Source organism: Luteimonas salinilitoris (assembly GCF_041300785.1).
Taxonomy (GTDB): domain Bacteria; phylum Pseudomonadota; class Gammaproteobacteria; order Xanthomonadales; family Xanthomonadaceae; genus Luteimonas; species Luteimonas salinilitoris.
Genome location: NZ_JBFWIB010000001.1, coordinates 792,507 through 815,840, shown reverse-complemented (window position 1 = coordinate 815,840; position 23,334 = coordinate 792,507). Strand labels below are relative to the sequence as shown.

Genomic DNA, 23,334 nt, shown 5'->3' with positions numbered 1-23,334 from the left:
CTGGCGGCCACTGCGGCGCAACGCGACCTGCTCGGGAAGCGTTAACAAGCCCTAGAGCTGCGCCTCGACCACGGTGATCTTCATGCCTTCGCGCAACGCCCGCAGCAAGGCCGCGGCGGCGTCGTTGCCGGACAGCGTGGCCAGCTGTTGCTGCAGCAGTTCGCGTTCCTGCGCGCTCGCCTCTTCCGGGTCGCCCGGCGTCACCGCAGTCACCGCGAACACCACGATGCTGCCGTCGTCCAGCGCCACCTCCCCGGGCGTGGCCTTGCCTTCTTCGGGCGGCTCGGCGGCAAAGTAGGCCTCGACAGCGTCCGGATGCGGGATCGGCGCGCCGCGCGGCACCGCCGGCACGTCCTGCACCGGCAATTCGCGCCTGGCGGCAACGGCATCCAGCCCGGCACCCGCCGCGATCTCCGCCACCAGGGCATCGGCATCGGCCTGCGCGCGCTTGTCGGCGCGATCGGAGCGGATCGCTTCGATCACGCGCTCACGCACCTCCGCCAGGGGCAGGGCGCGCTCGGGCGTGTGGCTGCTCACGCGGATCAGCACGTTGTGGTTCGGCCCGATCTCGATCGGATCGCTGACGGTCCCGTCCTCGATCAGGCTTTGGCTGAACGCCGCGCGCTGCACCGCCGGCTCGGCGGCGATCCCACTGCCCTCGCCGCGCGCGAAGGGACCGGCCGTGCGCACCGTCAAGCCGCCTTCGGCGGCGGCCGGCGCGAGCGAATTCGGACTGCGGTAGGCCTGGTCGACCACCCGGCCGAGCAGTTCGCTGAAGGCGCGTTCGCGCTCGCCTTCGGCGAGTTCCACGGCCAACTGGTCGCGGACCTCCTCGAACGGAGTCTCCTCGCCGCCCTTCACCTCGCGCAGCTGCAGCACGTGCCAGCCGAATTCGGTCCGGACCGGCCCGCGGACCTCGCCCGGCTCCATCGCGAACAGGGCCTGTTCGAACGCCTCCACCATCATCCCCGGCTCGACCCAGCCCAGGTCGCCGCCGGCGTCGCTGGAGCCGATGTCGTCGGAATGCTCGCGCGCCAGCGTCGCGAAGTCGGCGCCTTCCGCCTGCGCCTGTTCCGCCAGCTTCGCGGCCTGCGCCTCGGCGGCCTGCTGCGTGGCGGCGTCGGCATCGGCCGGCACCTCGATCAGGATGTGCGAGGCGAGGCGCTGTTCGGCCTGTGCGAAACGCGAACGCTCCTGCTCATAGCGCTCGCGCAACGCGGCCTCGTCGACTTCCTCGTCCGCCTGCAGCTGGCTGCCGTCGATCTCGATGTACTCGATCGCGACCGTCTCCGGCGCACGATAGTCGCCGGCGTGCGCCTGGTACCAGGCCTGGATCTCGTCGTCGTCCACAGCGCCGGTATCCGGCGCGGGCGGCGGCAACACCGCGAACGAAACGTCGCGGCGCTCGCCCAGCAGCACCAGCAGGCGATCGACCTGGGTCGGGGTGACGAACGCCGACTGCGCGAGCTGGGACGGCATCAGCGACTGCTGCAGGCTCTCGCGGATCAGTTCCTGGAACTGCTGCGGGCTGCGCGCCGGCACCTGGGACTGCAGCGCGAGCTGGTAGCGCTGTGGATCGAACTGACCGTCGACCTGGAACGCGGGAAACTGCTCGATCTGCTGCCGCACCTGCACGTCGCCGATGGCCACGTCATGGTTGCGCGCGGCCAGGCGCAGCACGGCCTGGTCCACCAGGCTCTCCAGCACTTCGCGGCGCGACTCCAGGGTCTCGAACGCGAGCGCATCGAACCCGTCGCCCTGTTGCTCGCGGCGCTGCTGGCGCTCCTGCTCGAACGCCCTGCGGAAATCCTCCGGGCTCACTTCCTCCTCGTCCCAGAACAACTTGCGGACCGGCCACAGGTCCGGCGCGCCGCGCCACCACGAAGGCGGCGATTCGACCTTGGCCGCGTAGTTGGGGCCGCTCTGGAACAGGTACTGCTCCATGCCGAAGAAGGCGAACGGAATCGCCAGCAGGATCACGATGACGATCGCGATCCAGCCGGTCATTTTGTCTCTGAGGGCTTGCAGCATCGTGGGACTGGCCGTGGACGTAGCCGCGCAGTTTAACCGGATTGTCCGTGGCGCACAGGAGCGGCGCGGCGGCATCGCCGTGGATGGTCGTTGGAATTCCGTGCTTCGGCAGCTGGCGACGTCCGTCCGAAGCCCTCGCATCCTCCAAGCTCGGCACTCGCCACTCAATGGGGAGGCCCCAAAAAAAAGAGGGCACCGTTTCCGGTGCCCTCTTCTGGATCTGGCGGAGCGGACGGGACTCGAACCCGCGACCTCCGGCGTGACAGGCCAGCATTCTAACCAACTGAACTACCGCTCCGCGTTGAACCTTTGCAACCTTGGCGTGGTGGGTGCTGAGGGTTTCGAACCCCCGACCCTCGCCTTGTAAGGGCGACGCTCTACCGCTGAGCTAAGCACCCGAACGGAGCCGATTAGTTTACAGCGTCCTTCAACGCCTTGCCAGCCTTGAACGCAGGATTCTTTGCGGCGGGGATCTGGATCTCCTCGCCGGTACGCGGATTGCGTCCGGTGCGGGCGGCGCGCTCGCGAACCTCGAAACTGCCGAAGCCGGCGATGGCGACGCTGTCGCCCTGGCCCAGCGCCTGGGCGATGGCATCGAACACGGTATCGACGGCGGCGGTGGCATCAGCCTTGGAAAGGCCGCACTTGTCGGCAACTTTCTCGTTCAGGTCGCTTTTCTTCATTTTTCGTAACTCCCATGCGGCCCCGAGCCGCGAATAAAAGGGCGATCGGATGACGGGACTCGTCCGGTCGACTCGAAGAACGACGCGCAGCGGGAACTGCGCGTCGCGATTTGCGTCCGTTATACCAGTGGCCCCTACCCCACGCAACCGAAAAATCGCATAACCACGCCGATTTTCAAGCAGTTAGTGTATCTGCGAAGCCGCTGTCAATGCTTCACGCCGGCCTGGGCCGAAGGCTTCCTTGTCTTGCCGATCACCTCTTCGAGCTCCTGCTTGGCCTGCGGCGCGAGCGGCCGTTCGAGCGCCAGGTCGAGGACCTCGTCGATCCATTTCACCGGCACGATCCGGATCTGCTGGGTGACCGATTTCGGAATATCGGCGAGGTCCTTGCGGTTCTCCTCGGGGATGATCACGGTGCGGATGCCGCCGCGCATCGCCGCCAGCAGCTTCTCCTTCAGCCCGCCGATCGCGGTGACGCGCCCGCGCAGGGTGATCTCGCCGGTCATCGCCACGTCGGCGCGCACGGGAATCCGGGTCAGCATCGATACCAGCGCGGTCGCCATGGCGGCGCCGGCGCTTGGACCATCCTTGGGCGTGGCGCCGTCGGGGACATGGACGTGGACGTCGTGCTTCTGCAGGCTTTCGATGTCGATGCCGAGCTGCTCGCTGCGGGCGCGGACCACCGAATGCGCAGCCGACGCCGACTCCTTCATCACGTCGCCGAGCTGGCCGGTGAGGATCAGGTTGCCCTTGCCGGGGATCTGGGTGACCTCGATCTGCAGCAGGTCGCCGCCGACCTCGGTCCAGGCGAGGCCGGTGACCATGCCGATCTCGTTGTCCTGCTCGGCGCGGCCGAAGTCGTAGCGGCGCACGCCGAGGTACTTGTCCAGGTTCCTGGAGGTGACGCTGACCGCTTTGGCCTTCTTCGCTTGCGGGCCCGCCAGCGCGATCTCCTTGACCACCTTGCGGCAGATCTTGGCGATCTCGCGCTCGAGGTTGCGCACGCCGGACTCGCGCGTGTAGTAGCGCACGATGTCGCGGATCGCGCCCTCGCCGATCTTCAGCTCATCCGCCTTCAGCCCGTTGGCCCTGAGCTGCTTGGCCATCAGGTAACGGGTGGCGATGTTGAGCTTTTCTTCCTCGGTATAGCCGGGGATCCGGATCACCTCCATGCGATCGAGCAGCGGACCGGGGATGTTGAGCGAGTTCGAGGTGGCGATGAACATCACCTCGGACAGGTCGAGGTCGACCTCCAGGTAATGGTCGTTGAAGGCGTTGTTCTGCTCCGGATCCAGCACCTCCAGCAGCGCCGAGGACGGATCGCCGCGGAAGTCCATCGACATCTTGTCGATCTCGTCGAGCATGAACAGCGGGTTGCGGCTGCCGGCCTTGTTGAGGTTCTGCACGATGCGGCCGGGCATCGACCCGACGTAGGTGCGGCGATGGCCGCGAATCTCGGCCTCGTCGCGCACGCCGCCGAGCGACATGCGCACGAACTTGCGGTTGGTGGCCCTTGCGATCGACTGGCCGAGCGACGTCTTGCCGACGCCGGGCGGGCCGACCAGGCACAGGATCGCGCCCTTCATCTGCTTCACGCGCGTCTGCACCGCCAGGTACTCGAGGATCCGGTCCTTGACCTTCTCCAGGCCGTAGTGGTCGGCGTCGAGCACGTCCTGCGCGGCCTTGAGGTCCTTGCGCACCTTGCTGCGCTTCTTCCACGGCACGCCGAGCAGCCATTCGAGATAGTTGCGCACCACCGCGGCCTCGGCCGACATCGGCGACATCTGCTTGAGCTTGTTGAACTCGTTCTTGGCCTTGGTCTCGACCGGCTTGGGCATGCCGGCCTCGGCGATCTTGCGCGCGATCTCCTCGAGGTCGTTGGGCGCCTCGTCGATCTCGCCCAGCTCCTTCTGGATCGCCTTCATCTGCTCGTTGAGGTAGTACTCGCGCTGCGATTTCTCCATCTGCGACTTGACCCGGCCGCGGATGCGCTTCTCCATCTGCTGCACGTCGATCTCGCCGTCGACGAAGCCGACCAGCAGTTCCAGGCGGTCGCCGGTCTCGATGGTCTCCAGCAGGCGCTGCTTGTCGGCCAGGCGCACGCCCAGGTGCGCGGCGATGGTGTCGGCCAGGCGGCTGGGCTCGTCGATGCCGGCCAGCGTCTGCAGCAGCTCCGGCGGCAGCTTGCGGCTGGTCTTGACGTACTGCTCGAACAATCCCATCAGCGAGCGCGCGACCGCCTCGATCTCGCGCGTGTCGCGGCCTTCGGACGATTCGATCACCGTTCCCTGGCCGGCCAGGGTGCCGTCGCGCTCGACTATGCCGTCGACGCGCACGCGCGACACGCCTTCCACCAGCACCTTGATGGTGCCGTCCGGCAGCTTGAGCAGCTGCAGCACCTGGGCGAGCGTGCCGACCTCGTAAAGCTCCCCGGCACCGGGATCGTCGGTCTCGGCCGATTTCTGGGCGACCAGCAGGATGCGCTTGTCCGATTCCATCGCCAGGTCGAGGGCGCGGATCGACTTCTCGCGGCCGACGAACAGGGGGATCACCATGTGCGGAAACACCACGACGTCGCGTAGCGGCAGCACCGGCAGGTCGAGGGTTTCGATTGCGGTCGAACGGGTCATCGCGGCTCCGGAAAACGTGGGGTCGGACAGACCGGCAGGATGGTGCCGGCTCGCCCCTCTTATGGGGTTATCGTGCGGGCGATGCAAGCGGACGCAGCGTGCCGCGAATGTCGCCGCGCTGCGGCGGCGCACGGAATCAGCGACTTAGGCCCGATACGTCGACGAGGCGCGAAGAAAGCGATGCGCCCGGAAGCGTGCATTCAGGCGGGAGGTGCGCGCGCGGGCCGCATGCCGGTGTCTGGCGGCCCCGCCGGCGCGACGACAGCCGGCGCTGGCGGCCTGACGGACGGCGGTGCCGTCCGCCGCGACGCCGCTCACTCTCCGGATGCAACCTTGGCCGGGGCCGGCGGCGTCTGGTAGATCAGATAGGGCTCGGACTTGTGCTCGATCACCGACTCGTCGACCACCACCTTGCTGACGTTCTCCAGCGACGGCAGGTCGTACATGGTGTCGAGCAGCACCGCCTCGACGATGGTGCGCAGGCCGCGGGCGCCGGTCTTGCGCTTGATCGCCTTGCGCGCGATCGCCGCCAGCGCATCCTCGCGGAACTCCAGCTCCACGCCTTCCATCTCGAACAGCTTGCGGAACTGCTTGGTGATCGCGTTCTTCGGCTCGGTGAGGATCTTGATCAGCGCCGCCTCGTCCAGCTCCTCGAGCGTGGCGACCACCGGCAGGCGGCCGACGAACTCGGGGATCAGGCCGAACTTGATCAGGTCCTCGGGCTCGACCTCGGCCAGCACCTTGCCGGTCTCGGTCTTGCGCTCGCTGCTCTTGAGCTTGGCGCCGAATCCGATGCCGCCGGCCTCGGTGCTGCGCTGCTGGATGATCTTTTCCAGCCCGGCGAACGCGCCGCCGACGATGAACAGGATGTTGCCGGTGTCGACCTGCAGGAACTCCTGCTGCGGATGCTTGCGCCCGCCCTGCGGCGGCACGCTGGCCATGGTGCCCTCGATCAGCTTGAGCAGCGCCTGCTGCACGCCTTCGCCGGACACGTCGCGGGTGATCGACGGGTTCTCGGACTTGCGCGAGATCTTGTCGATCTCGTCGATGTAGACGATGCCCTGCTGCGCCTTCTCGACGTCGTAGTCGCACTTCTGCAGCAGCTTCTGGATGATGTTCTCGACGTCCTCGCCGACGTAGCCCGCTTCGGTCAGCGTCGTCGCGTCGGCGATGGTGAACGGCACGTTGAGCAGCCGCGCAAGGGTCTCGGCCAGCAGCGTCTTGCCCGATCCGGTCGGGCCGACCAGCAGGATGTTGGACTTGGCCAGCTCGATGTCGTCGCTCTTCTGCCGGCTCTCGATGCGCTTGTAGTGGTTGTACACGGCCACCGCCAGCGTGCGCTTGGCGCGCTGCTGGCCAATCACGTACTGCTCGAGGACCTCGAGGATCTCCTTGGGCTTGGGCAGCGAGCTGCGTGCCGACTGCGCCTTCTCCTCGAGTTCCTCGCGGATGATGTCGTTGCACAGCTCGACGCATTCATCGCAGATGAACACGCTTGGACCGGCGATCAGCTTGCGCACCTCATGCTGGCTCTTTCCGCAGAAAGAGCAGTACAGGATCTTGTTGCTGTCGCCGGAACGGCCCTGTGAATCTTTGCTCATGCGTCGGTTACCAGGTGGTGCCGCCCGCCGGAGACGGGATTCGGTTCGAGAATAGCATAGGGATGGCGCCGCGCCAGCGCCCGACCGAGGCGCGGAAACCCTCGCGCCACCAAGGGGTTACGCGGCGCCCGCGGTGCCCGACGGCAGGCCCGCGGGCCCCGGGGTGGCGCCTGTCGCGCCGTTGTCGTGCGGACGCAGGTCAAGCCGGTTGGATCGACTCTTCCGGACGCCGCTCCAGGACCTCGTCGACCAGTCCGTACTCGCACGCCGCCTCGGCGCCCTTGAAGTTGTCGCGCTCGGTGTCCGCGGCAATCGTGTCCAGGCTCTGGCCGGTGTGGCTGGAGAGGATCTCGTTCAGGCGCTGGCGCAGCGCCAGGATCTCGCGCGCGTGGATGTCGATGTCGGTGGCCTGGCCCTGGAAGCCGCCAAGCGGCTGGTGGATCATCATCCGCGAGTTGGGCAGCGCGTAGCGCTTGCCCTTGGCGCCGGCCGCCAGCAGCAGCGCACCCATGCTCGCCGCCTGGCCGACGCAGATGGTGCTCACGTCCGGCTTGATGAACTGCATGGTGTCGTAGATCGCCATGCCGGCGGTGACCACGCCGCCCGGCGAGTTGATGTACAGGTTGATGTCCTTCTCGGGGTTCTCGGCCTCGAGGAACAGCAGCTGGGCGATGATCACGTTGGCGACGTGGTCGTCGATCCCGCCGACCAGGAAGATCACCCGCTCCTTGAGCAGCCGCGAGTAGATGTCGTAGGCGCGTTCGCCGCGGCTGGTCTGTTCGACCACCATCGGGACGAGGTTGAGTGCCTTGGTCGGAATGCTGCTCATGAATTTTGTCCGGGCTGTGATGTGTGTGTTGGACGCCGGCCCGCGGGCCGGATCGTGGCCGGCGCGCCGCTACTGCTGCGGCGCGATCGCCTCCTGGAAGCTGAGCTGCTTCTCGGTGTGCTGGGCGCGCTCGGCGATCCAGTCGATCACCTGCTCCTCCATCACCCGGTTCTGCAGTCCCGACATCAACTGGGGATCGTTGCGGTACAACTCAATGACCTGGTCCGGCTCCTCGTAGGTCGAGGCGATCAGGCGCAGGGTCTCGTTCAGCCGCTTCGGATCGAGCTGCAGCTTGTGCGCGCGTGCGATCTCGCCGACCAGCAGGCCGACCAGGACCCGCTTGCGCGCCGGCTCCATGAACTGCTGGTGGGCGTCGGCGGGCAGCTCCACCTTGCGGCCCTGGCGGCGCGACTGCTCGACGGCCTGCTGGGTCATCGCCCTGGCCTCGTTCTCCACCAGGCGCGGCGGCAGCTCGACACTGGACCAGGTCGCCACCAGCTGCTCGCCGACCTCGCGCCGCAGCCGGTTCATCAGCGCGCCCCTGAGCTCGCGCTCGAGGTTGGTGCGGATCTCGCTGCGGAACTGCTCCGGCTCGCCGCTCTTCACGCCGAAGCTCTTGATGAAGGCCGCGTCCACCTCCGGCAGCACCGGCTCGGACACGCGTTCGACCTTGATGTGCACCTGGGCCTGCTTGCCCGCCAGCTGCGGCACCCGCCAGTTGGCCGGGAACTCGACTTCGACGGTCTTTTCCTCGTCCGCCTGCATGCCGACGAGCGCCGCTTCCAGCGCCGGCAGCATCGAACCGGTGCCGAGCACCGGGGTGCCCTTCTCGGCGCCCTCGGCCGGCAGGCGCTCGTCGCCGATCTGCGACCAGGTCTCGATGTCGAGCGCGTCGCCTTCCTGCGCCGGGCGCGTGACCGCGCTCCAGGTGCGACGCTGCAGGCGCAGGTTCTCGATCATGCGGTCGATGTCCTCGTCGGCCACCTCCGCGGCATGGCGGACGACGGTCAGCTTGGAGACGTCGATCTCGCCGAAGTCCGGCACCACCTCGAAGGTGGCGACATAGGCCAGGTCGTCGTCGCCCTGGCTGGGCTCGATCCGCGGCGCGCCGGCCAGGCGCAACTCGTTCTCGCGCACGGCCTCGTCGAAGCCTTCGCGCAGCAGGCGGTCGAGGACCTCGGCGCGGACCTGCTCGCCGTAGCGCTGCTCGATCACCTTCGCCGGCACCTTGCCGGGGCGGAAGCCCTTGATCCGGGCGGTGCGCGCGATCTCGCGCAGGCGTCCACCGACGCCGGTCTCCAGGCGCTCGGCCGGAAGCTGGAACGTCATCCGGCGCTCGAGCGCGCCCACGGATTCGACCGAAACTTGCATAACCACTCCTGCCACCACGGCCTGCCGCCGGGGGTGTCGTCTTGTAGGGATGTCGAACCGCAGTTCCCCGGGGCGGCCAGGCAGCCTTGGGGTCCGGCGGAACTGGATATTGTGGCGGATTCGCGGGGCCGCCGCCACAGTGGCGGCGACCGGCGCGGGATCGAAGGAGGCTTCCGCGGTTCAGGCCGGACGACGGGATCCGACCGCCCGGCGCGGCCGGAGCGCCGCGACCTGCACCGGGCGCGCAGGTCGCTTGCCTGCCCGACCCGGAATCTTTCGGCCCCGCCGCTCCTGGCGCGGCGGCGAGCCATGCCGGTTCGCGCGTGAGCCGCGCCCGACGCGCCCGGGCGATGCCCCCCGCCGGGGCGGCGTCCCGGCTGCCTCGGGCCGCTGTCCTGCATATGCGAGGCTGACGCCGACGCGGCCAGGCCGCAGAATCGGCCCCGACCTCCCGTCCCGCGGTGATCCATGCCTGACCGTGCCAGCGCCGTCGCGCTGATTCCCCTGCTGTTGTTCCTGGCGCTGTTTCTGGGCACCGGCGTGTACTACACCGCGCAGGGCGTGGAAATGGGCTTCTACCAGCTGCGGGCGCCGGTGGCGATCCTGCCGGGGCTGGCGCTGGCGGCGTGGCTGGCGCGGCGCCGGGGCGTGCCCGCGCTGGATACGCTGCTGGCCGGCATGGGCCATCCCAACGTGGTGCTGATGTGCCTGGTGTTCCTGCTGGCCGGCGCGTTCGCGACGGTATCGCAGCAGATCGGCGCGGTCGACGCCGTGGTTTCGTTGGGCCTGGGCGTGCTGCCGGCGGCGTTGGTGCTGCCGGGCCTGTTCCTGGTGGCCGGCTTCGTGGCGCTGTCGGTAGGCACCTCGATGGGCACGATCGCGGCGGTGACCCCGATCGCGCTCGGGGTCGCCGAAGCCGCCGGCATGGACCCCGCGCTGGTGGTCGGGGCAGTGGTCGGCGGCGCGATGTTCGGCGACAACCTGTCGATCATCTCCGACACCACCATCGCCGCAACCCGCAGCCAGGGCGTGAGCATGCGCGACAAGTTCCGCGAGAACGTGCGCTTCGCGCTGCCGGCGGCGCTGGCGACCGTGGTGCTGCTGGCAGTGCTCGGGGACAGCGCACCGGTGCAGGCGCCCGGGTCGGCTTCGCCCTGGCTGGCACTGCCGTACCTCGTGGTGCTGGTGCTGGCCGTGGCCGGCGTCAACGTGGTGCTGGTACTGGGAATCGGGATCGTGATTGCCGGCGCCTTCGGCTTCGCGCTGGCGCCGGCCTACGACCTGCCGCGCTTCGCCGGCGACGTCTATCTCGGCTACGAGAGCATGGTCGAGATCATGCTGCTGTCGCTGCTGATCGGCGGGCTGGCGGCACTGACCCAGGCACTGGGCGGGCTGGACTGGATCGCGCGGCAGATCGCGCGCATGGCCGGCGGGCGCCGCGGCAGGCGCGCCGGCGAGTTCGGCATCGCCGCGCTGGCGGCCGGTTCGGACGCCTTCACCGCCAACAACACCGTGGCCATCCTGGTCAGCGGCCCGGTGGCCAGGGAGATCGCCGAGCGACACGCGGTGACGCCGCGGCGCGCCGCCAGCCTGCTCGACATCTTCGCCTGCGTGGTGCAGGGCGTGCTGCCGTACGGGGCGCAGATCCTGCTGGCCGCCTCGTTGGCGACCCTGTCGCCGCTGCAGCTGGCAGGCCGCATCCACTACAACTGGATCCTGGGCGCGGTCGCCGTAGGCTTCATGCTGTGGCCGGCGCGAGCGACGGCGCCGACGGACACCGGGGCGGATCATGCCGGCTGATTGCCGCGCCGGCGCTGAACCCTTGGCGGGAGGGAACCTGCTCACCCTTGAGAACGAAAACCAAGAGGTTCTTCGCCTGGTTGGGGGCTGGTCCCAGGTTTGGAGGAGAGATGTGCGGGCTTCGGACGGACGCAGCGGCCTGACGGCCGGGGAATCGCTTTTCCCTCGGTCAGGGCATCCTGCCCTGACTCGGGCGCGCGCCATCCATGGCGCGCTTGCCGCGACTCCCCGGCCGCCAGGCCGCTGCTGACAGGTAGGAAGGCATCGGATCTCCGTATAGTCCGGAGAAGAACAAAAAAGGGCGCCGAGGCGCCCTTTTCTGCTCCGGCGGAGGCCGGACGGATCAGCGCGACTGCAGCTTTGCCAGCAAGCGCAGGAACTCGATGTACAGCCAGACCAGGGTGACGATCAGGCCGAACGCGCCGTACCACTCCATGTACTTCGGCGCGCCCTGCTCGACGCCCGTCTCGATGAAGTCGAAATCCAGCACCAGGTTGAGCGCCGCGATCACGATCACGAACAGGCTGAAGCCGATCCCGACGATGCCGTTGTCGTGGATCATCGGCATGTCGATGCCGAACATGCGCAGCACGATCGTCGCCATGTACACCAGGAAGATGCCGCCGGTGGCCGCGACCACGCCGAGCTTGAAGTTCTCGGTGGCCTTGATCAGGCCGCTGCGATAGGCGAACAGCAACGCGAACAGCGTGCCGAAGGTGAGCATCACCGCCTGTATCACGATGCCTTCGTACAGGTTGTTGTACATCGCCGAGATCGCGCCGAGGAAGAACCCTTCCACCAGCGCGTACAGTGGCGCGGTCACCGGCGCCCACTGCTTCTTGAAGATCGTGACCAGGGCGATGACCAGGCCGCCGATGGCGCCGCCCCACAGGTACATGCCGAATCCCGGCTGTGGGCGTCCATCCACGCCGAACTCCACCTGCGACCAGGCGAAGGCCGCGGTGAGCACGGTCAGCAGCAGCAGGACACCGGTCTTGTTGACGGTGCCGTTGAGGGTCATCACCTCGCCGGGGCGGGAGACGACGGTGCCGCTGCCGAGGTCCAGGAAGGTCGAGTCCTTGAGTGCCGGATTGCCGCTGCGCATTGGGTTCCCCCGAGATATGGCGATTGGCTGAAGGATACACGCGAACGGCGCGCCTGAACCGTCCCGCGGCCGGCGTGCGCCCGTGCGGGAGCGGTTCGTTGACAGCGGCGCGGGCGCTCCGGACAATGAACGGCCCTCCGGGCTCGGCACGGAAGGAAACGGACCGTTCGACGTCGGCGGGGTATAGCGCAGTCTGGTAGCGCGCCTGCTTTGGGAGCAGGATGTCGGGGGTTCGAATCCCTCTACCCCGACCAGTCCGGCGATCGGTGCGACAATTCCGGCCGGGCGCCCGTAGCTCAACCGGATAGAGCACCGGCCTTCTAAGCCGGTGGTTGCAGGTTCGAGTCCTGCCGGGCGCGCCATGCCAGGCCAGGTTGTACTCAACGTGAGGCCGACGATGAACGCGTCCTCACGCGCGGTGGTAGTGAATGGCCCGTATTCGCTTTTGAATGCAGGTCGAGGCAGGATGCCGAGCGAGAAGCCCTTGGAAGGGCGTCTCGCGCAGGTTTCAAATGGTGGACGTAGCTCAGTTGGTTAGAGTCCCGGATTGTGATTCCGGATGTCGGGGGTTCGAGTCCCCTCGTCCACCCCATTTTTCCCGGCGACCGGCTTCCGCCGATTGCCAGCCCGCGTAGTTTTGCTAGACTATGCGGCCGATTTCCCGGGCCGTTAGCTCAGTTGGTAGAGCAGCTGACTCTTAATCAGTAGGTCCAAGGTTCGAATCCTTGACGGCCCACCAGTTCCGACGGACGCCCGGCTTGCCGGGCGTTTTTCGTTGCCGGACAGACTCACCGGGAACGCCCGCCGGAGCGCGCGATGCCGGCGCGCTGCGGGCCCGGGTACGGCACGCGCCCACGGGACACGCCGCTTGTAGAATGAACCGGCGGGCAATGCGAAAGTGGCGGAATTGGTAGACGCACTGGATTTAGGTTCCAGCGGGTAACCCCCGTCCGGGTTCGAGTCCCGGCTTTCGCACCAGTTTCCGTAGAGCGGAGCTTGCTCCGCTGCCCGGGCTCCGGAGCCCACGCAGCCGAGCAAGCTCGGCTCTACGTGTGTTCTTCCGATGCCTGGGCCGGGGTCCTTGCCTAGCCGATCGCCTCAGAGCCGGCCGGCGATCGCCTTGGCGAACGACATCGTGTTGCCGCTGCCACCCAGGTCCGGCGTCAGCGAATCCTTCGCCTCCAGCGTGGCGACGACCGCCTTGCGCAGACGGGCCGCCTCGTCCGGCTTGCCCAGATGGTCCAGCATCTGCCCTGCGCCCAGGATCAGCGCGCACGGGTTCGCCAGGCCCTGGCCGGCGATGTCCGGCGCGGTGCCGTGCACCGCCTCGAAGATCGCCGCGTCCGCGCCGATGTTGGCGCCGGGCGCCAGCCCCAGGCCGCCGACCAGGCCGGCGCACAGGTCGGAGATGATGTCGCCGAACAGGTTGGTGGTGACGATGACGTCGAACTGCTCGGGCCGCATCACCAGCTGCATGCAGGTGTTGTCGACGATCATCTCGTTGCACTCGATTTCGGGATACTGCGCCGCCACCTCTCGCGCCACCTTCAGGAACAGGCCCGAGGTGGTCTTGAGGATGTTGGCCTTGTGCACCACCGTGATCTTCTTGCGGCCGGTGCGGCGCGCCAGGTCGAAGGCGTAGCGGACGATGCGCTCGGACCCCTTGCGGGTGACCTTCTGCATCAGGGTGGCGGTCTCGCCGTCCTCGGTGATCGACTGGCCCTCGCCGATGTAGGCGCCCTCGGTGTTCTCGCGCACGGTGATCAGGTCGATGCCGTCGGGAAACCGCGACTTGGTGTTCGGAAACGACTTCGCGGGGCGCACGTTGGCGTACAGGTCGAAGTGCCGGCGCAGCGCCACGTTGATCGAGCTGAAACCCTCGCCCACCGGCGTGGTCAACGGGCTCTTGAGCGCGATGCCGTTCCTGCGGATCGACTCCAGGGTCGTCGCCGGCAGCAGTTCGCCGTGCTTCTCCAGTGCCATCAGGCCGGCGTCGGCGTCCTCGTAGCGCAGGCCGAGCTGCATGCTGTCGAGCACGTGCAGGGTCGCATCCATGATCTCCGGGCCGATGCCGTCGCCGCGGATGACCGTGATCGTCTGGGTCATGTGGGGGTTTTCCGTGCAGAAAGACGCCGCGCACAGGCGCGGCGCCGGGTCGAAAGAGATGCGCGATTATGCCGGAAGCGGCCTTGTCCTGCAGGACAGGAGGCCGCGCGGCGGCCGGCGGCGCCCCGGGAAGGCGCGCCGTTCGGCGGCCTTCATGCCGGCGAACCCCGCTCCGCCGGAGGCGGAAAATCAGCCGTGATCGTGCGACCCCGGCACTGGCGCTCCAGCCGGTCGAGGAAGTCGACCGCGCGGCGCAGGTGCGGGATCACGATCGACCCACCGACGACCAGGCCGACCGAGAACGCCTCGAACATCTCGTCGCGGTCCACCCCGGCCTCGCGGCACTGGGCGACGTGATAGCCGATGCAATCGTCGCAGCGCAGCACCAGCAAGGCGACCAGGCCCAGCAGCTCCTTGGTCTTCACGTCGAGCGCGCCGGCCTGGTAGGCCTGGGTATCGAGCGCGAAGAACCGCCGCACCACTAGGGCCTGTTAGCGCTTCCCGAGCAGGTCGCACCGGGCCTGAGGGTGTGCGGGGCAAGGAAGAACGAAGGCGCGTATGTCGATACGCAACTGAGTGATGACGCCGCCCCGCGCAGCCTCAGGCCCGGCCCTTTGGGTTGCGCCGCAGTGGCCGCCATGCGGCGCAACGCGACCTGCTCGGGAAGCGTTAACAGGCCCTAGTTCGGCTCCGCCAGGATGCGTTCGTTCATGCGCTGGCGGAACGCGGTGAACTCGCGGATGCGGTCGTCCTCGGCGTCGCCCGCGCTCACGCGCGGTCGCCAGACAGCAGGGGCTCCAGCCGGCCGGAACGGTGCAGCGCCACCAGGTCGTCGTAGCCGCCGACGTGGGTATCGCCGATGAATATCTGCGGCACGCTGGTGCGCCGGGCCTGCGCGACCATGTGCTCGCGCGCCTGCGCGTCGAGGTCGATCCTGACCTCCTTCCACTCCAGCCCGCGGCTCTTCAGGAAGTTCTTCGCGGCTACGCAATAGCCGCACACGGCGCTGGTGTAGAGGGTGATTTCGGGCGCATCGGCCCGATCTGCGGGGGCGTTCAAGCGGATCTCCGGAAACTTGCCACGTTCGTGATTGTCCTAGAGTGTGGGTCCGCCCCGGCGGCATTTCCAGCCCGCCACCGCAACACAGCGACGCAAGCGTGCGTCGACGACGAGGATCGATGAGGATTAACGCCGGATTCACGCCGCCCGCGTCCGTGCCCGGCATGCTGCGCCTGCCCGCCCTGCCGCGAATCGCAATGCGCACGTTCCTGTTTGCCGCCGCCCTCTGCCTCGCCGTCGCCGGCAGCCATGCCGCGGCGCAGGACAGCCGGTTGCCCGATATCGGCTCGTCCGCCGGCACCGTCCTCAGCCCGTCGCAGCAGAGCGAGTACGGGCAGATGCTGCTGGCGCAGTTGCGGCACTACGACATGGTGCTCGAGGATCCGCTGGTGGACCAGTGGCTGCGCGCGACCGGCAACCGGCTGGCGGCGTCCAGCGACCAGCCGCGGCAGTCCTTCACCTTCTTCATGATGAAGGACCGCAGCATCAACGCGTTCGCCACGCTCGGCGGCTATGTCGGGCTCAACGTCGGCCTGGTGCTGACCGCCGAGACCGAGGACGAGGTGGCCGCGGTGCTGTCGCACGAGATCGCCCATGTCACCCAGAACCACGTGCTGCGCGGCGCAGAGCGCGCGCAGCGCGACAGCATCCCGATCCTGCTGGCGATGCTGGGCGCGATCGCGGTGGCGTCCAGCAGCGACAGCAGTTCGTCCGGAAACGCGGCGATGGCGGCGATCGCCTCGGCGCAGGGACTGGCGATCCAACGCCAGATCGACTACACGCGCTCCAACGAATCGGAGGCCGACCGCCTCGGCATGCGCACGCTCGCGCGCAGCGGCTTCGACGTCGACGGCATGGCCGACATGTTCGAACGCATGCAGGCCGCCTCGCGCACCAACCAGGGCGGCGAACGCGAGCGGGCCCCGGACTACCTGCGGACCCACCCGGTCACCACCACCCGCATCAGCGAGGCGCGGCAGCGCGCCGAACAGCTGCGCGGCAGCGGCAGCAGCGTGCTGGCGACCACCTCGACCCCGGAGGCCACCCGCACCGAGCGGATCGCCGTGCCGGGCGGCGCGGCCGTGGCACAGGTTCCCTCCGGCACCTTCAATCCGCTGCTGCCCGGCTCGTTGCGGGTCTCGGCCGCCGGCCTCGGCTACGGCGACAGCACCGAGTTCGGCTGGGCGCGCGAGCGCATGCGGGTGCTCAGCGCCAACACCATCGGCGCCGCCATCCGCGAGTACGAGCGCATGCGCCGCGCCGGCGACTTCGACGACGCCAAACGTTACGGACTGGCGCTGGCGCGGCTGCGCGCCGGCGAGGGCGCCGCGGCCGCCAACCAGTTCGCGGCGCTGCTGCAGGACTATCCGGGCGATATCTGGCTGACCCTCGGCTTGGCGGAGGCCGAGGCGCGGTCCGGCCGCAACGCCGAAGCCGACGCCCGTTTCGAAGCGCTGCTGCAGCGCATGCCCGAACACCGCGCGGTCGCACTCACCTACGCCGGCGTGCTGGCCGAGCGCAACACGCCGGAGGCCGGACGTCGTGCCCAGGAACTGCTGCGCCCGCTGCTGCGCTCGGCCGCCGACGACCCGCTGTTCCAGCGCACTTTTGCTCGCATCAGCGAAATCGCCGGCGATCCGGTGCGTGCCGGCGAGGCGTACGCCGAGGCCGCCTTCCTCAGCGGCCGTGCGGAACAGGCCCTGGTCCAGCTCAATACCCTGAAGAAGCGCGACGACCTCGACTACTACGCCCGCGCCCGGATCGACGCGCGCATCGCCGCGATCACTCCTACGGTGCTCGAATTGCGCCGCCAGGGCATCCGGGACGAGGATCTGCGGCGGCGGTGACCGCTGCAGAACGGAGTTCGTTTCGTTCCCCGCAAGCTGCTCTGGTGGGAGCGACGGAAGTCGCGACAGCCGATCGTTCGCCGGCGCACCGCCATCTGGTCGCGACTTCCCGGCGGCGGCATGCCGCCGCCACTCCCACAGGCGTTCGGCGCGCGAGCACGCGCCGCCATCGGTGACCTCGGTGACCGAGGACCAAGCCCACGAAATCGAATCGTCGATGCGGCGCCCGGGCCGGGGAATGCGGATAGCAGGCCTTGGATGGCCTGCGGCGGCGAGTCCGCCGCGATCTTCACGCCGTATGTCATATATAAGTCACAAATCTGTCGTCTAATGCCATCAACGGCCACAGGCGAGCGACATGCAGAAACGGATCCTGATCGTCGACGACGAACCCGCCATCCGCGAGATGGTCGCGTTCGCGTTGCGCAAGGGCGACTTCGAGCCGGCCCACGCCGCGGACGCGCGCGAGGCGCAGTCGGCGATCGCCGACCGCGTACCCGACCTGATCCTGCTCGACTGGATGCTCCCCGGCACCAGCGGGCTCGACCTGGCCCGGCGCTGGCGCCGCGAGGAGCTCACCCGCGAGGTGCCGATCATCATGCTCACCGCGCGCGGCGAGGAAAACGACCGGGTCGGCGGCCTGGAAGCGGGCGTCGACGACTACGTCGTCAAGCCGTTCTCGGCGCGCGAGCTTCTGGCGCGCATCCGCGCGGTGATGCGCCGCTCGCGCGAGGACGACGAGGACGGCAGCATCAACGTCGGCGGGCTGCGCATCGACGGCGCCGCGCACCGGGTCTTCGCCGGCGAGGAGCCGGTCAACATCGGTCCCACCGAATACCGCCTGCTGCATTTCTTCATGACCCATCCCGAACGCGTCTACTCGCGCTCGCAGCTGCTCGATCACGTCTGGGGCGGCAGCGTCTACGTCGAGGAACGCACCGTCGACGTGCACATCCGCCGCCTGCGCAAGACGCTCGAGCCGGTGCGGCTGGACGGGATGGTGCAGACGGTACGCGGGGCGGGCTATCGTTTTTCGGCGTCGATGTGAGGAGCCGGGAATAGGGAATCGGGAGTCGGGAATCGAAAACGCACTCGCTGGCGACCTGTCGCCCTGATCTCGGTCGGCATCGACGCGAGTGAATGACAGGATGCTTATGATCTGCTTTGCCGATTCCCCATTTCCCATTCCCGATTCCCACTGCTGACCATGCCTCCCCGCGCCCGCTCCGCCTGGACCAAGACCCTCGGCCTGCTCGCCCTGATCCTGCTCGGCGCGCTGGCAGCCGGGTTGCTGATCGGGCAGGCGTGGCCGGTGTTGACGGCGGCGGCGCTGGGCGTGGTCGCCTGGCATTACTGGCGGCTGCGCCGGGTGCTGTTGCGGCTGACCTCGCGCCAGCGCATCCCGCCCGCGGACGGCAACGGGGTGTGGAACGAACTCGACCGCCTGCTGCACCGCAGCCAGGACGACACCCGCAGCCGCAAGCGGCGCCTGGTGGAAATGCTGCGCGCCTATCGCGCCGCCGCCGCCGCGCTGCCCGATGCGGTGATCGTGCTGGAGCGCAACAGCCAGCGCGTGCAGTGGTTCAACGAGGCCTCTTCCGGCCTGCTCGGACTGCAGTACCCGGGCGATCTCGGCGCCTCGCTCGGCGATCGCCTGCGACCGCTGCCGATCGCGCACTGGCTGGCCAGCGGCCGCCACGCCGAACCGCTGCTGGACGTCCCCTCGCCGCTCGACCCGGCGATGCGCCTGAGCATGCGCCTGATCCCCTATTCCGAGGAGCTCTGGCTGCTGGTCGCGCGCGACGTCAGCAAGATCATGCACCTGGAACAGGTGCGGCGCGATTTCGTCGCCAACGTCTCGCACGAGCTGCGCACGCCGCTGACGGTGGTGCACGGCTATCTCGACATGCTCGATCCGACCGAACAGCCGGAGTGGGCGCCGATCCTGGAGGAGATGCGGCGCCAGTCGCAGCGCATGACGCAGCTGGTCGAGGACCTGCTGACGCTGTCGCGGCTCGAAGCGCAGGACACGATCAGCGACGAGAGCGTGGGCATGGGATCGATGCTCGCCACGCTCAAGCGCGAGGCCGAGGCGCTGAGCCAGGGCCGCCATACCGTCACGATCGACGACCGGGCGGCGCTGGACCTCTGGGGCTCGACCCGGGAGCTGCACAGCGCGTTCTCCAACCTGGTCGCGAACGCGGTACGCTACACCCCGGCGGGCGGCAGCATCGTCATCCGCTTCGCACGCGCCGACGGCGGTGTGGCGCTCTCGGTCACCGACAGCGGCTACGGCATCCCGGCCGCGCACCTGCCGCGCATCACCGAGCGCTTCTACCGCGTCTCGACCAGCCGCTCGCGCGAGCTCGGCGGCACCGGACTCGGGCTGGCGATCGTCAAGCACGTGCTGCAGCTGCACCAGGCGCGCCTGGAGATCGAGAGCGAAGTCGGACGCGGCAGCACCTTCACCTGCCATTTCTCCGCCGACCGCGCGCATCCGCGCGACGGCGACAACATCGGAGCCGGGCGTGAGCGCACGCACAAACAATCCATCGGCTAGACACAGGCCGAAATCCGTACGGGCGATGAACGCCGCCCTGCCCGCCGGGCCGGGCGGCACCCGCGCCGGCGATCCGGCCGCGGACGATCTGCTGTCGGACCCGGCGCTTTACTTCAACCGCGAACTCTCGCAGCTCGACTTCAACTTCCGCGTGCTGGCGCAGGCGCAGGACCAGACGGTACCGTTGCTGGAGCGGCTGCGCTACCTGTGCATCTCCTGCACCAACCTGGACGAATTCTTCGAGATCCGCGCCGCCACCGTGCGCCACGCGCAGGATTTCGGCATGCCCGGATCGCCCGACGGGCTGGCGCCGGCCAGCGTGCTCAAGCGCATCCACGAGCGCGCCGCCAACCTGGTCGATTCGCAGTACCGCTGCTGGAACGAGACGCTGCGGCCGGCGCTCTACGACGCCGGCGTGCGCATCCTCGGACGCGAGAAATGGAACGTGAGGCAGAAGCGCTGGCTGCGGGCCTACTTCCGCGACGAGATCATGCCGGTGCTGTCGCCGCTCGGCCTCGATCCGGCGCATCCGTTCCCGAAGATCCTCAACAAGTCGCTCAACATCGTCGTCGTGCTCAAGGGCCGGGACGCGTTCGGCCGCAGCGGGCACCTGGCGATCGTACGCGCGCCGCGCTCGCTGCCGCGCATCATCCAGCTGCCGGAGCGGGCCTCCGGCGGCGAGCACGACTTCGTGTTCCTGTCCTCGGTGCTGTCGGAGTTCGTCGACGAGCTGTTCCCCGGCATGCAGGTCAAGGGCGCCTACCAGTTCCGCGTGACCCGCAATTCGGAACTGATCGTCGACGAGGAGGAAGTCGAGAACCTGGCGCTGGCGCTGCGCGACGAACTGGTGGGGCGCGGCTACCTGCGCGCGATGCGGCTGGAGATCGCCGCCGACTGCCCCAAGCCGATCGTACGCACGCTGCTGGAGAACTTCGAACTGCCGGAGAACGCGGTCTACCGCATCGACGGCGCGGTCAACCTCAACCGGGTGATCCAGGTCTACGACCTGGTGCAGCGGCCCGACCTGAAATTTCCGCCGTTCCAGCCGCGCCAGCTGCGCGACAGCGACGCGATGTTCGAGCTGCTGGCCGAGCAGGACGTGCTGCTGCACCACCCGTTCGACGCGTTCACGCCGGTACTGGAGCTGATCAAGCAGGCGGCCGAGGATCCGAACGTGCTGGCGATCAAGCAGACGCTCTATCGCACCGGCAAGGACTCGGCGATCGTCGAGCACCTGGTGCAGGCCGCCCGCAACGGCAAGGACGTCACCGTGGTCGTCGAATTGCGCGCGCGCTTCGACGAGGAGGCCAACCTCGGGCTCGCCGACCGCCTGCAGGAGGCCGGCGTGCAGGTGGTCTACGGCGTGGTCGGCTACAAGACCCACGCCAAGATGCTGCTGATCGTACGCCGCGAAGGCCGCAAGCTGCGCCGCTACGTGCACCTGGGCACCGGCAACTATCATTCCGGCACCGCGCGCGCCTATACCGACCTGGGCCTGCTCACCAGCAATTCCGAGATCGGCGAGGACGTGCACCAGATCTTCCAGCAGCTCTCCGGCCTGGCGCCGCTGATCCGGCTGCACCATCTGCTGCAATCCCCGTTCACGCTGCACGCCGGCGTGCTGGCGCGGATCGCGCGCGAGGCCGCGCACGCGCGCGCCGGACGCCCGGCGCGCATCATCGCCAAGACGAACGCCCTCAACGAACCGCAGGTGATCCGCGCCCTGTACGGCGCTTCGCAGGCCGGGGTCAAGATCGACCTGATCGTGCGCGGCGCCTGCACGTTGCGGCCCGGGGTGGAGGGCGTGTCGGACAACATCCGCGTGATCTCGATCGTCGGCCGCTTCCTCGAGCATCACCGCGTCTACTGGTTCGCCAACGACGGCGACCAGGAGCTGTTCTGCGCCAGCGCCGACTGGCTGGAGCGCAACCTGCTGCACAGGGTCGAGACCTGTTTCCCGGTGCTGGATCCGGAACTCGCCGGCCGCGTGCGCGAGGAAGCGCTCAACAACTACCTGGCCGACAACACCAACGCCTGGGAATTGCAGGCCGACGGCGCATACCGCAAGCTTGCGCCCGGCGACGAGGCGATGCCCCACTCGGCGCAGTCCTGGTTGCTGGCGAAACTCTGCGGATGACCGATACCCTGGCGCTGGCCGGATCGCTGGCCGACCCGCTCGAAGACGGCGACTCGCTCGCCGCCATCGACCTCGGCTCGAACAGCTTCCACATGGTTGTCGCGCGCTACACGCTGGGCCAGCTGCGGGTCGTCGACCGGCTGCGCGAAACCGTACGGCTGGGCGAGGGCCTCGACGGCAAGGGCGGGTTGCGCGCCGAGGTGCGGCAGCGCGCGCTGGAGTGCCTGTCGCGCTTCGGCCAGCGCATCGGCGACATCCCACCGCAGCGGGTCCGCGCGCTGGCGACCAACGCGGTGCGGCAGCTCGCCGTGCCGCAGGCGTTCCTGGTGCCGGCCGAGAACGCGCTCGGCCATGCCATCGAGGTGATCTCCGGACGCGAGGAAGCACGCCTGATCTATCTAGGCGTCGCCCACGCGCAGCCGCCGAAGCCGACCCATCGACGGCTGGTGATCGACATCGGCGGCGGCTCCACCGAATGCATCATCGGCTCCGGCTTCGACGCGATCGAGCGCGAGAGCCTGCAGGTGGGCTGCATCGGCAGCACCCGGCGCTTCTTCGGCAACGGCAAGCTGTCGCGCAAGCGCTGGCGCGAGGCGCTGGCCGAGGTCTCGGCCGAGTTCCAGCAGTTCGCCGCCGCCTATCGCGACCTCGGCTGGCAGGAGGCGCTGGGCGCGTCCGGCACCAACAAGGCGATCGGCCAGATCTGCGCGGCGATGAAACTGACCAAGGGCGCGGTGACCGCGGAGGCGTTGCCGCAGGTGCGCGACCAGCTGCTCGCCGCCGATCGCATCGACGACATCGACCTGCCCGGATTGTCGGCGGAACGGCGCCCGGTGATTGCCGGCGGCCTGCTGGTGCTGGAGGCGGCGTTCCGCACGCTCGGCCTGGAACGCATGGCGGTCAGCAAGGCCGCGCTGCGCGAGGGCGTGCTCTACGACATGCTCGGCCGCGGCAGCGAGGACGATCCGCGCGAAACCTCGATCGCCTCGCTCACCCTGCGCTACGGCATCGACGCGGCGCAGGCCGCGCGCGTGGAGCAGACCGCGGTGCGCCTGTTCGACCAGGTGGCGCGCGCCTGGCAGCTCGGCGCCGACGACCTGCTGATGCTCGGCTGGGCCGCGCGCCTGCACGAGCTCGGCCTGACCATCGCCCACAGCCAGTACCACGTGCACGGCGGCTATGTACTGGAGCATTCGGACATCTCGGGATTCTCGCGCCAGGAACAGCAGTTCCTCGCCGCGCTGGTGCGCACCCATCGCCGCAAGGTGCCGAAATCCGCGTTCGACGCGCTGCCCGAGCGCCTGCTGCCGGCGGCGCGACGGCTGAGCGTGCTGCTGCGGCTGGCGGTACTGCTCAACCGCGGCCAGGAGGCGCAGGCGATCCCGAGGCTGGAAGCAGTGGCGGACGGCGATCTTCTCGTCGTGCGCGTGGAACGACGCTGGCTGGACGCCCGCCCCCTGCTGAGCACCGACCTGCAGGGCGAGCCTGCCGACATCGCCGCGCTCGACATCGGACTGCACATCCAAGCGGTCTGAGAAGCGCGACATCGCTCGCCGCGACGGTTGGTATATCCTG

Annotated in this window: 15 protein-coding genes, 7 tRNA genes and 1 pseudogene; 11 read left to right on the top strand and 12 right to left on the bottom strand. The window is 68.6% G+C overall.

Annotated elements, in window-relative coordinates:
- Positions 1-51: 51 nt before the first annotated feature.
- From AB5T46_RS03390 to tig, 8 genes are all read right to left on the bottom strand, one after another.
- Entirely contained in the window at positions 52-2,031 is a 1,980-nt protein-coding gene (locus AB5T46_RS03390; protein WP_370562410.1) for a peptidyl-prolyl cis-trans isomerase, read from the bottom strand.
- A 221-nt stretch (positions 2,032-2,252) separates the two neighbouring features.
- Positions 2,253-2,329, bottom strand: a tRNA-Asp gene (locus AB5T46_RS03385).
- A gap of 25 nt (positions 2,330-2,354) precedes the next feature.
- Positions 2,355-2,429: transfer RNA gene (locus tag AB5T46_RS03380), tRNA-Val, on the bottom strand.
- A gap of 12 nt (positions 2,430-2,441) precedes the next feature.
- A complete protein-coding gene (locus AB5T46_RS03375) occupies positions 2,442-2,714 on the bottom strand; it encodes an HU family DNA-binding protein (RefSeq protein WP_149194125.1) in 273 nt (90 codons plus the stop codon).
- Positions 2,715-2,920: 206 nt separating this feature from the next.
- Complete coding sequence (gene lon / locus AB5T46_RS03370) at positions 2,921-5,344, bottom strand: endopeptidase La (RefSeq protein ID WP_370562409.1); 2,424 nt, start codon at positions 5,342-5,344, stop codon at positions 2,921-2,923.
- Positions 5,345-5,658: 314 nt separating this feature from the next.
- Positions 5,659-6,945, bottom strand: coding sequence for an ATP-dependent Clp protease ATP-binding subunit ClpX (gene clpX, locus AB5T46_RS03365; protein WP_370562408.1), 1,287 nt, complete (start codon positions 6,943-6,945; stop codon positions 5,659-5,661).
- Between the two features lie 199 nt (positions 6,946-7,144).
- A complete protein-coding gene (gene clpP / locus AB5T46_RS03360) occupies positions 7,145-7,774 on the bottom strand; it encodes an ATP-dependent Clp endopeptidase proteolytic subunit ClpP (protein ID WP_370562407.1) in 630 nt (209 codons plus the stop codon).
- A 69-nt stretch (positions 7,775-7,843) separates the two neighbouring features.
- Positions 7,844-9,145: a trigger factor gene (gene tig, locus AB5T46_RS03355; protein ID WP_370562405.1), complete on the bottom strand. Its 1,302-nt coding sequence runs from the start codon at positions 9,143-9,145 to the stop codon at positions 7,844-7,846.
- 468 nt (positions 9,146-9,613) lie between these two features.
- On the opposite strand from tig, the gene AB5T46_RS03350 reads away from it, so the two are divergent.
- Positions 9,614-10,945, top strand: coding sequence for a Na+/H+ antiporter NhaC family protein (locus AB5T46_RS03350; protein WP_370562404.1), 1,332 nt, complete (start codon positions 9,614-9,616; stop codon positions 10,943-10,945).
- A gap of 343 nt (positions 10,946-11,288) precedes the next feature.
- Here AB5T46_RS03350 and AB5T46_RS03345 read toward each other — a convergent pair whose 3' ends face one another.
- Positions 11,289-12,050, bottom strand: a complete 762-nt coding sequence (locus tag AB5T46_RS03345) for a Bax inhibitor-1/YccA family protein (RefSeq protein WP_370562403.1) — start codon at positions 12,048-12,050, stop codon at positions 11,289-11,291.
- 177 nt (positions 12,051-12,227) lie between these two features.
- Between AB5T46_RS03345 and AB5T46_RS03340 the strand changes: the two genes are divergently transcribed.
- From AB5T46_RS03340 to AB5T46_RS03320, 5 genes are all read left to right on the top strand, one after another.
- A tRNA-Pro gene (locus AB5T46_RS03340) sits at positions 12,228-12,304 on the top strand.
- A gap of 31 nt (positions 12,305-12,335) precedes the next feature.
- Positions 12,336-12,412: transfer RNA gene (locus tag AB5T46_RS03335), tRNA-Arg, on the top strand.
- Positions 12,413-12,565: 153 nt separating this feature from the next.
- Positions 12,566-12,642 (top strand) — tRNA-His (locus AB5T46_RS03330).
- Positions 12,643-12,713: 71 nt separating this feature from the next.
- Positions 12,714-12,789 (top strand) — tRNA-Lys (locus AB5T46_RS03325).
- Positions 12,790-12,942: 153 nt separating this feature from the next.
- Positions 12,943-13,028: transfer RNA gene (locus AB5T46_RS03320), tRNA-Leu, on the top strand.
- Between the two features lie 120 nt (positions 13,029-13,148).
- Here the strand turns inward: AB5T46_RS03320 and AB5T46_RS03315 are convergent.
- The 3 genes and pseudogenes from AB5T46_RS03315 to grxC all read right to left on the bottom strand — a co-directional run bounded on the left by AB5T46_RS03315 (position 13,149) and on the right by grxC (position 15,215).
- Complete coding sequence (locus AB5T46_RS03315) at positions 13,149-14,156, bottom strand: isocitrate dehydrogenase (protein WP_370562402.1); 1,008 nt, start codon at positions 14,154-14,156, stop codon at positions 13,149-13,151.
- A gap of 189 nt (positions 14,157-14,345) precedes the next feature.
- Positions 14,346-14,638 (bottom strand): annotated as a pseudogene (locus AB5T46_RS03310) (carboxymuconolactone decarboxylase family protein); the annotation flags it as partial.
- A gap of 286 nt (positions 14,639-14,924) precedes the next feature.
- Entirely contained in the window at positions 14,925-15,215 is a 291-nt protein-coding gene (gene grxC / locus AB5T46_RS03305; protein ID WP_370562401.1) for a glutaredoxin 3, read from the bottom strand.
- A 197-nt stretch (positions 15,216-15,412) separates the two neighbouring features.
- On the opposite strand from grxC, the gene AB5T46_RS03300 reads away from it, so the two are divergent.
- The 5 genes from AB5T46_RS03300 to ppx all read left to right on the top strand — a co-directional run bounded on the left by AB5T46_RS03300 (position 15,413) and on the right by ppx (position 23,294).
- The gene (locus tag AB5T46_RS03300) at positions 15,413-17,062 is read left to right on the top strand and encodes a M48 family metalloprotease (protein ID WP_370562448.1); all 1,650 of its coding nucleotides are present in this window, start codon (positions 15,413-15,415) and stop codon (positions 17,060-17,062) included.
- A gap of 358 nt (positions 17,063-17,420) precedes the next feature.
- On the top strand, positions 17,421-18,110 hold the full coding sequence (gene phoB / locus AB5T46_RS03295) for a phosphate regulon transcriptional regulator PhoB (protein ID WP_370562400.1): 690 nt from the start codon (positions 17,421-17,423) through the stop codon (positions 18,108-18,110).
- 159 nt (positions 18,111-18,269) lie between these two features.
- Positions 18,270-19,622, top strand: coding sequence for a phosphate regulon sensor histidine kinase PhoR (gene phoR, locus AB5T46_RS03290; protein ID WP_370562399.1), 1,353 nt, complete (start codon positions 18,270-18,272; stop codon positions 19,620-19,622).
- Positions 19,623-19,647: 25 nt separating this feature from the next.
- The gene (gene ppk1, locus AB5T46_RS03285; protein ID WP_370562398.1) at positions 19,648-21,759 is read left to right on the top strand and encodes a polyphosphate kinase 1; all 2,112 of its coding nucleotides are present in this window, start codon (positions 19,648-19,650) and stop codon (positions 21,757-21,759) included.
- A complete protein-coding gene (gene ppx, locus AB5T46_RS03280) occupies positions 21,756-23,294 on the top strand; it encodes an exopolyphosphatase (RefSeq protein WP_370562397.1) in 1,539 nt (512 codons plus the stop codon). Before ppk1 ends, ppx begins: the two co-directional genes overlap by 4 nt.
- Positions 23,295-23,334 lie beyond the last annotated feature (40 nt).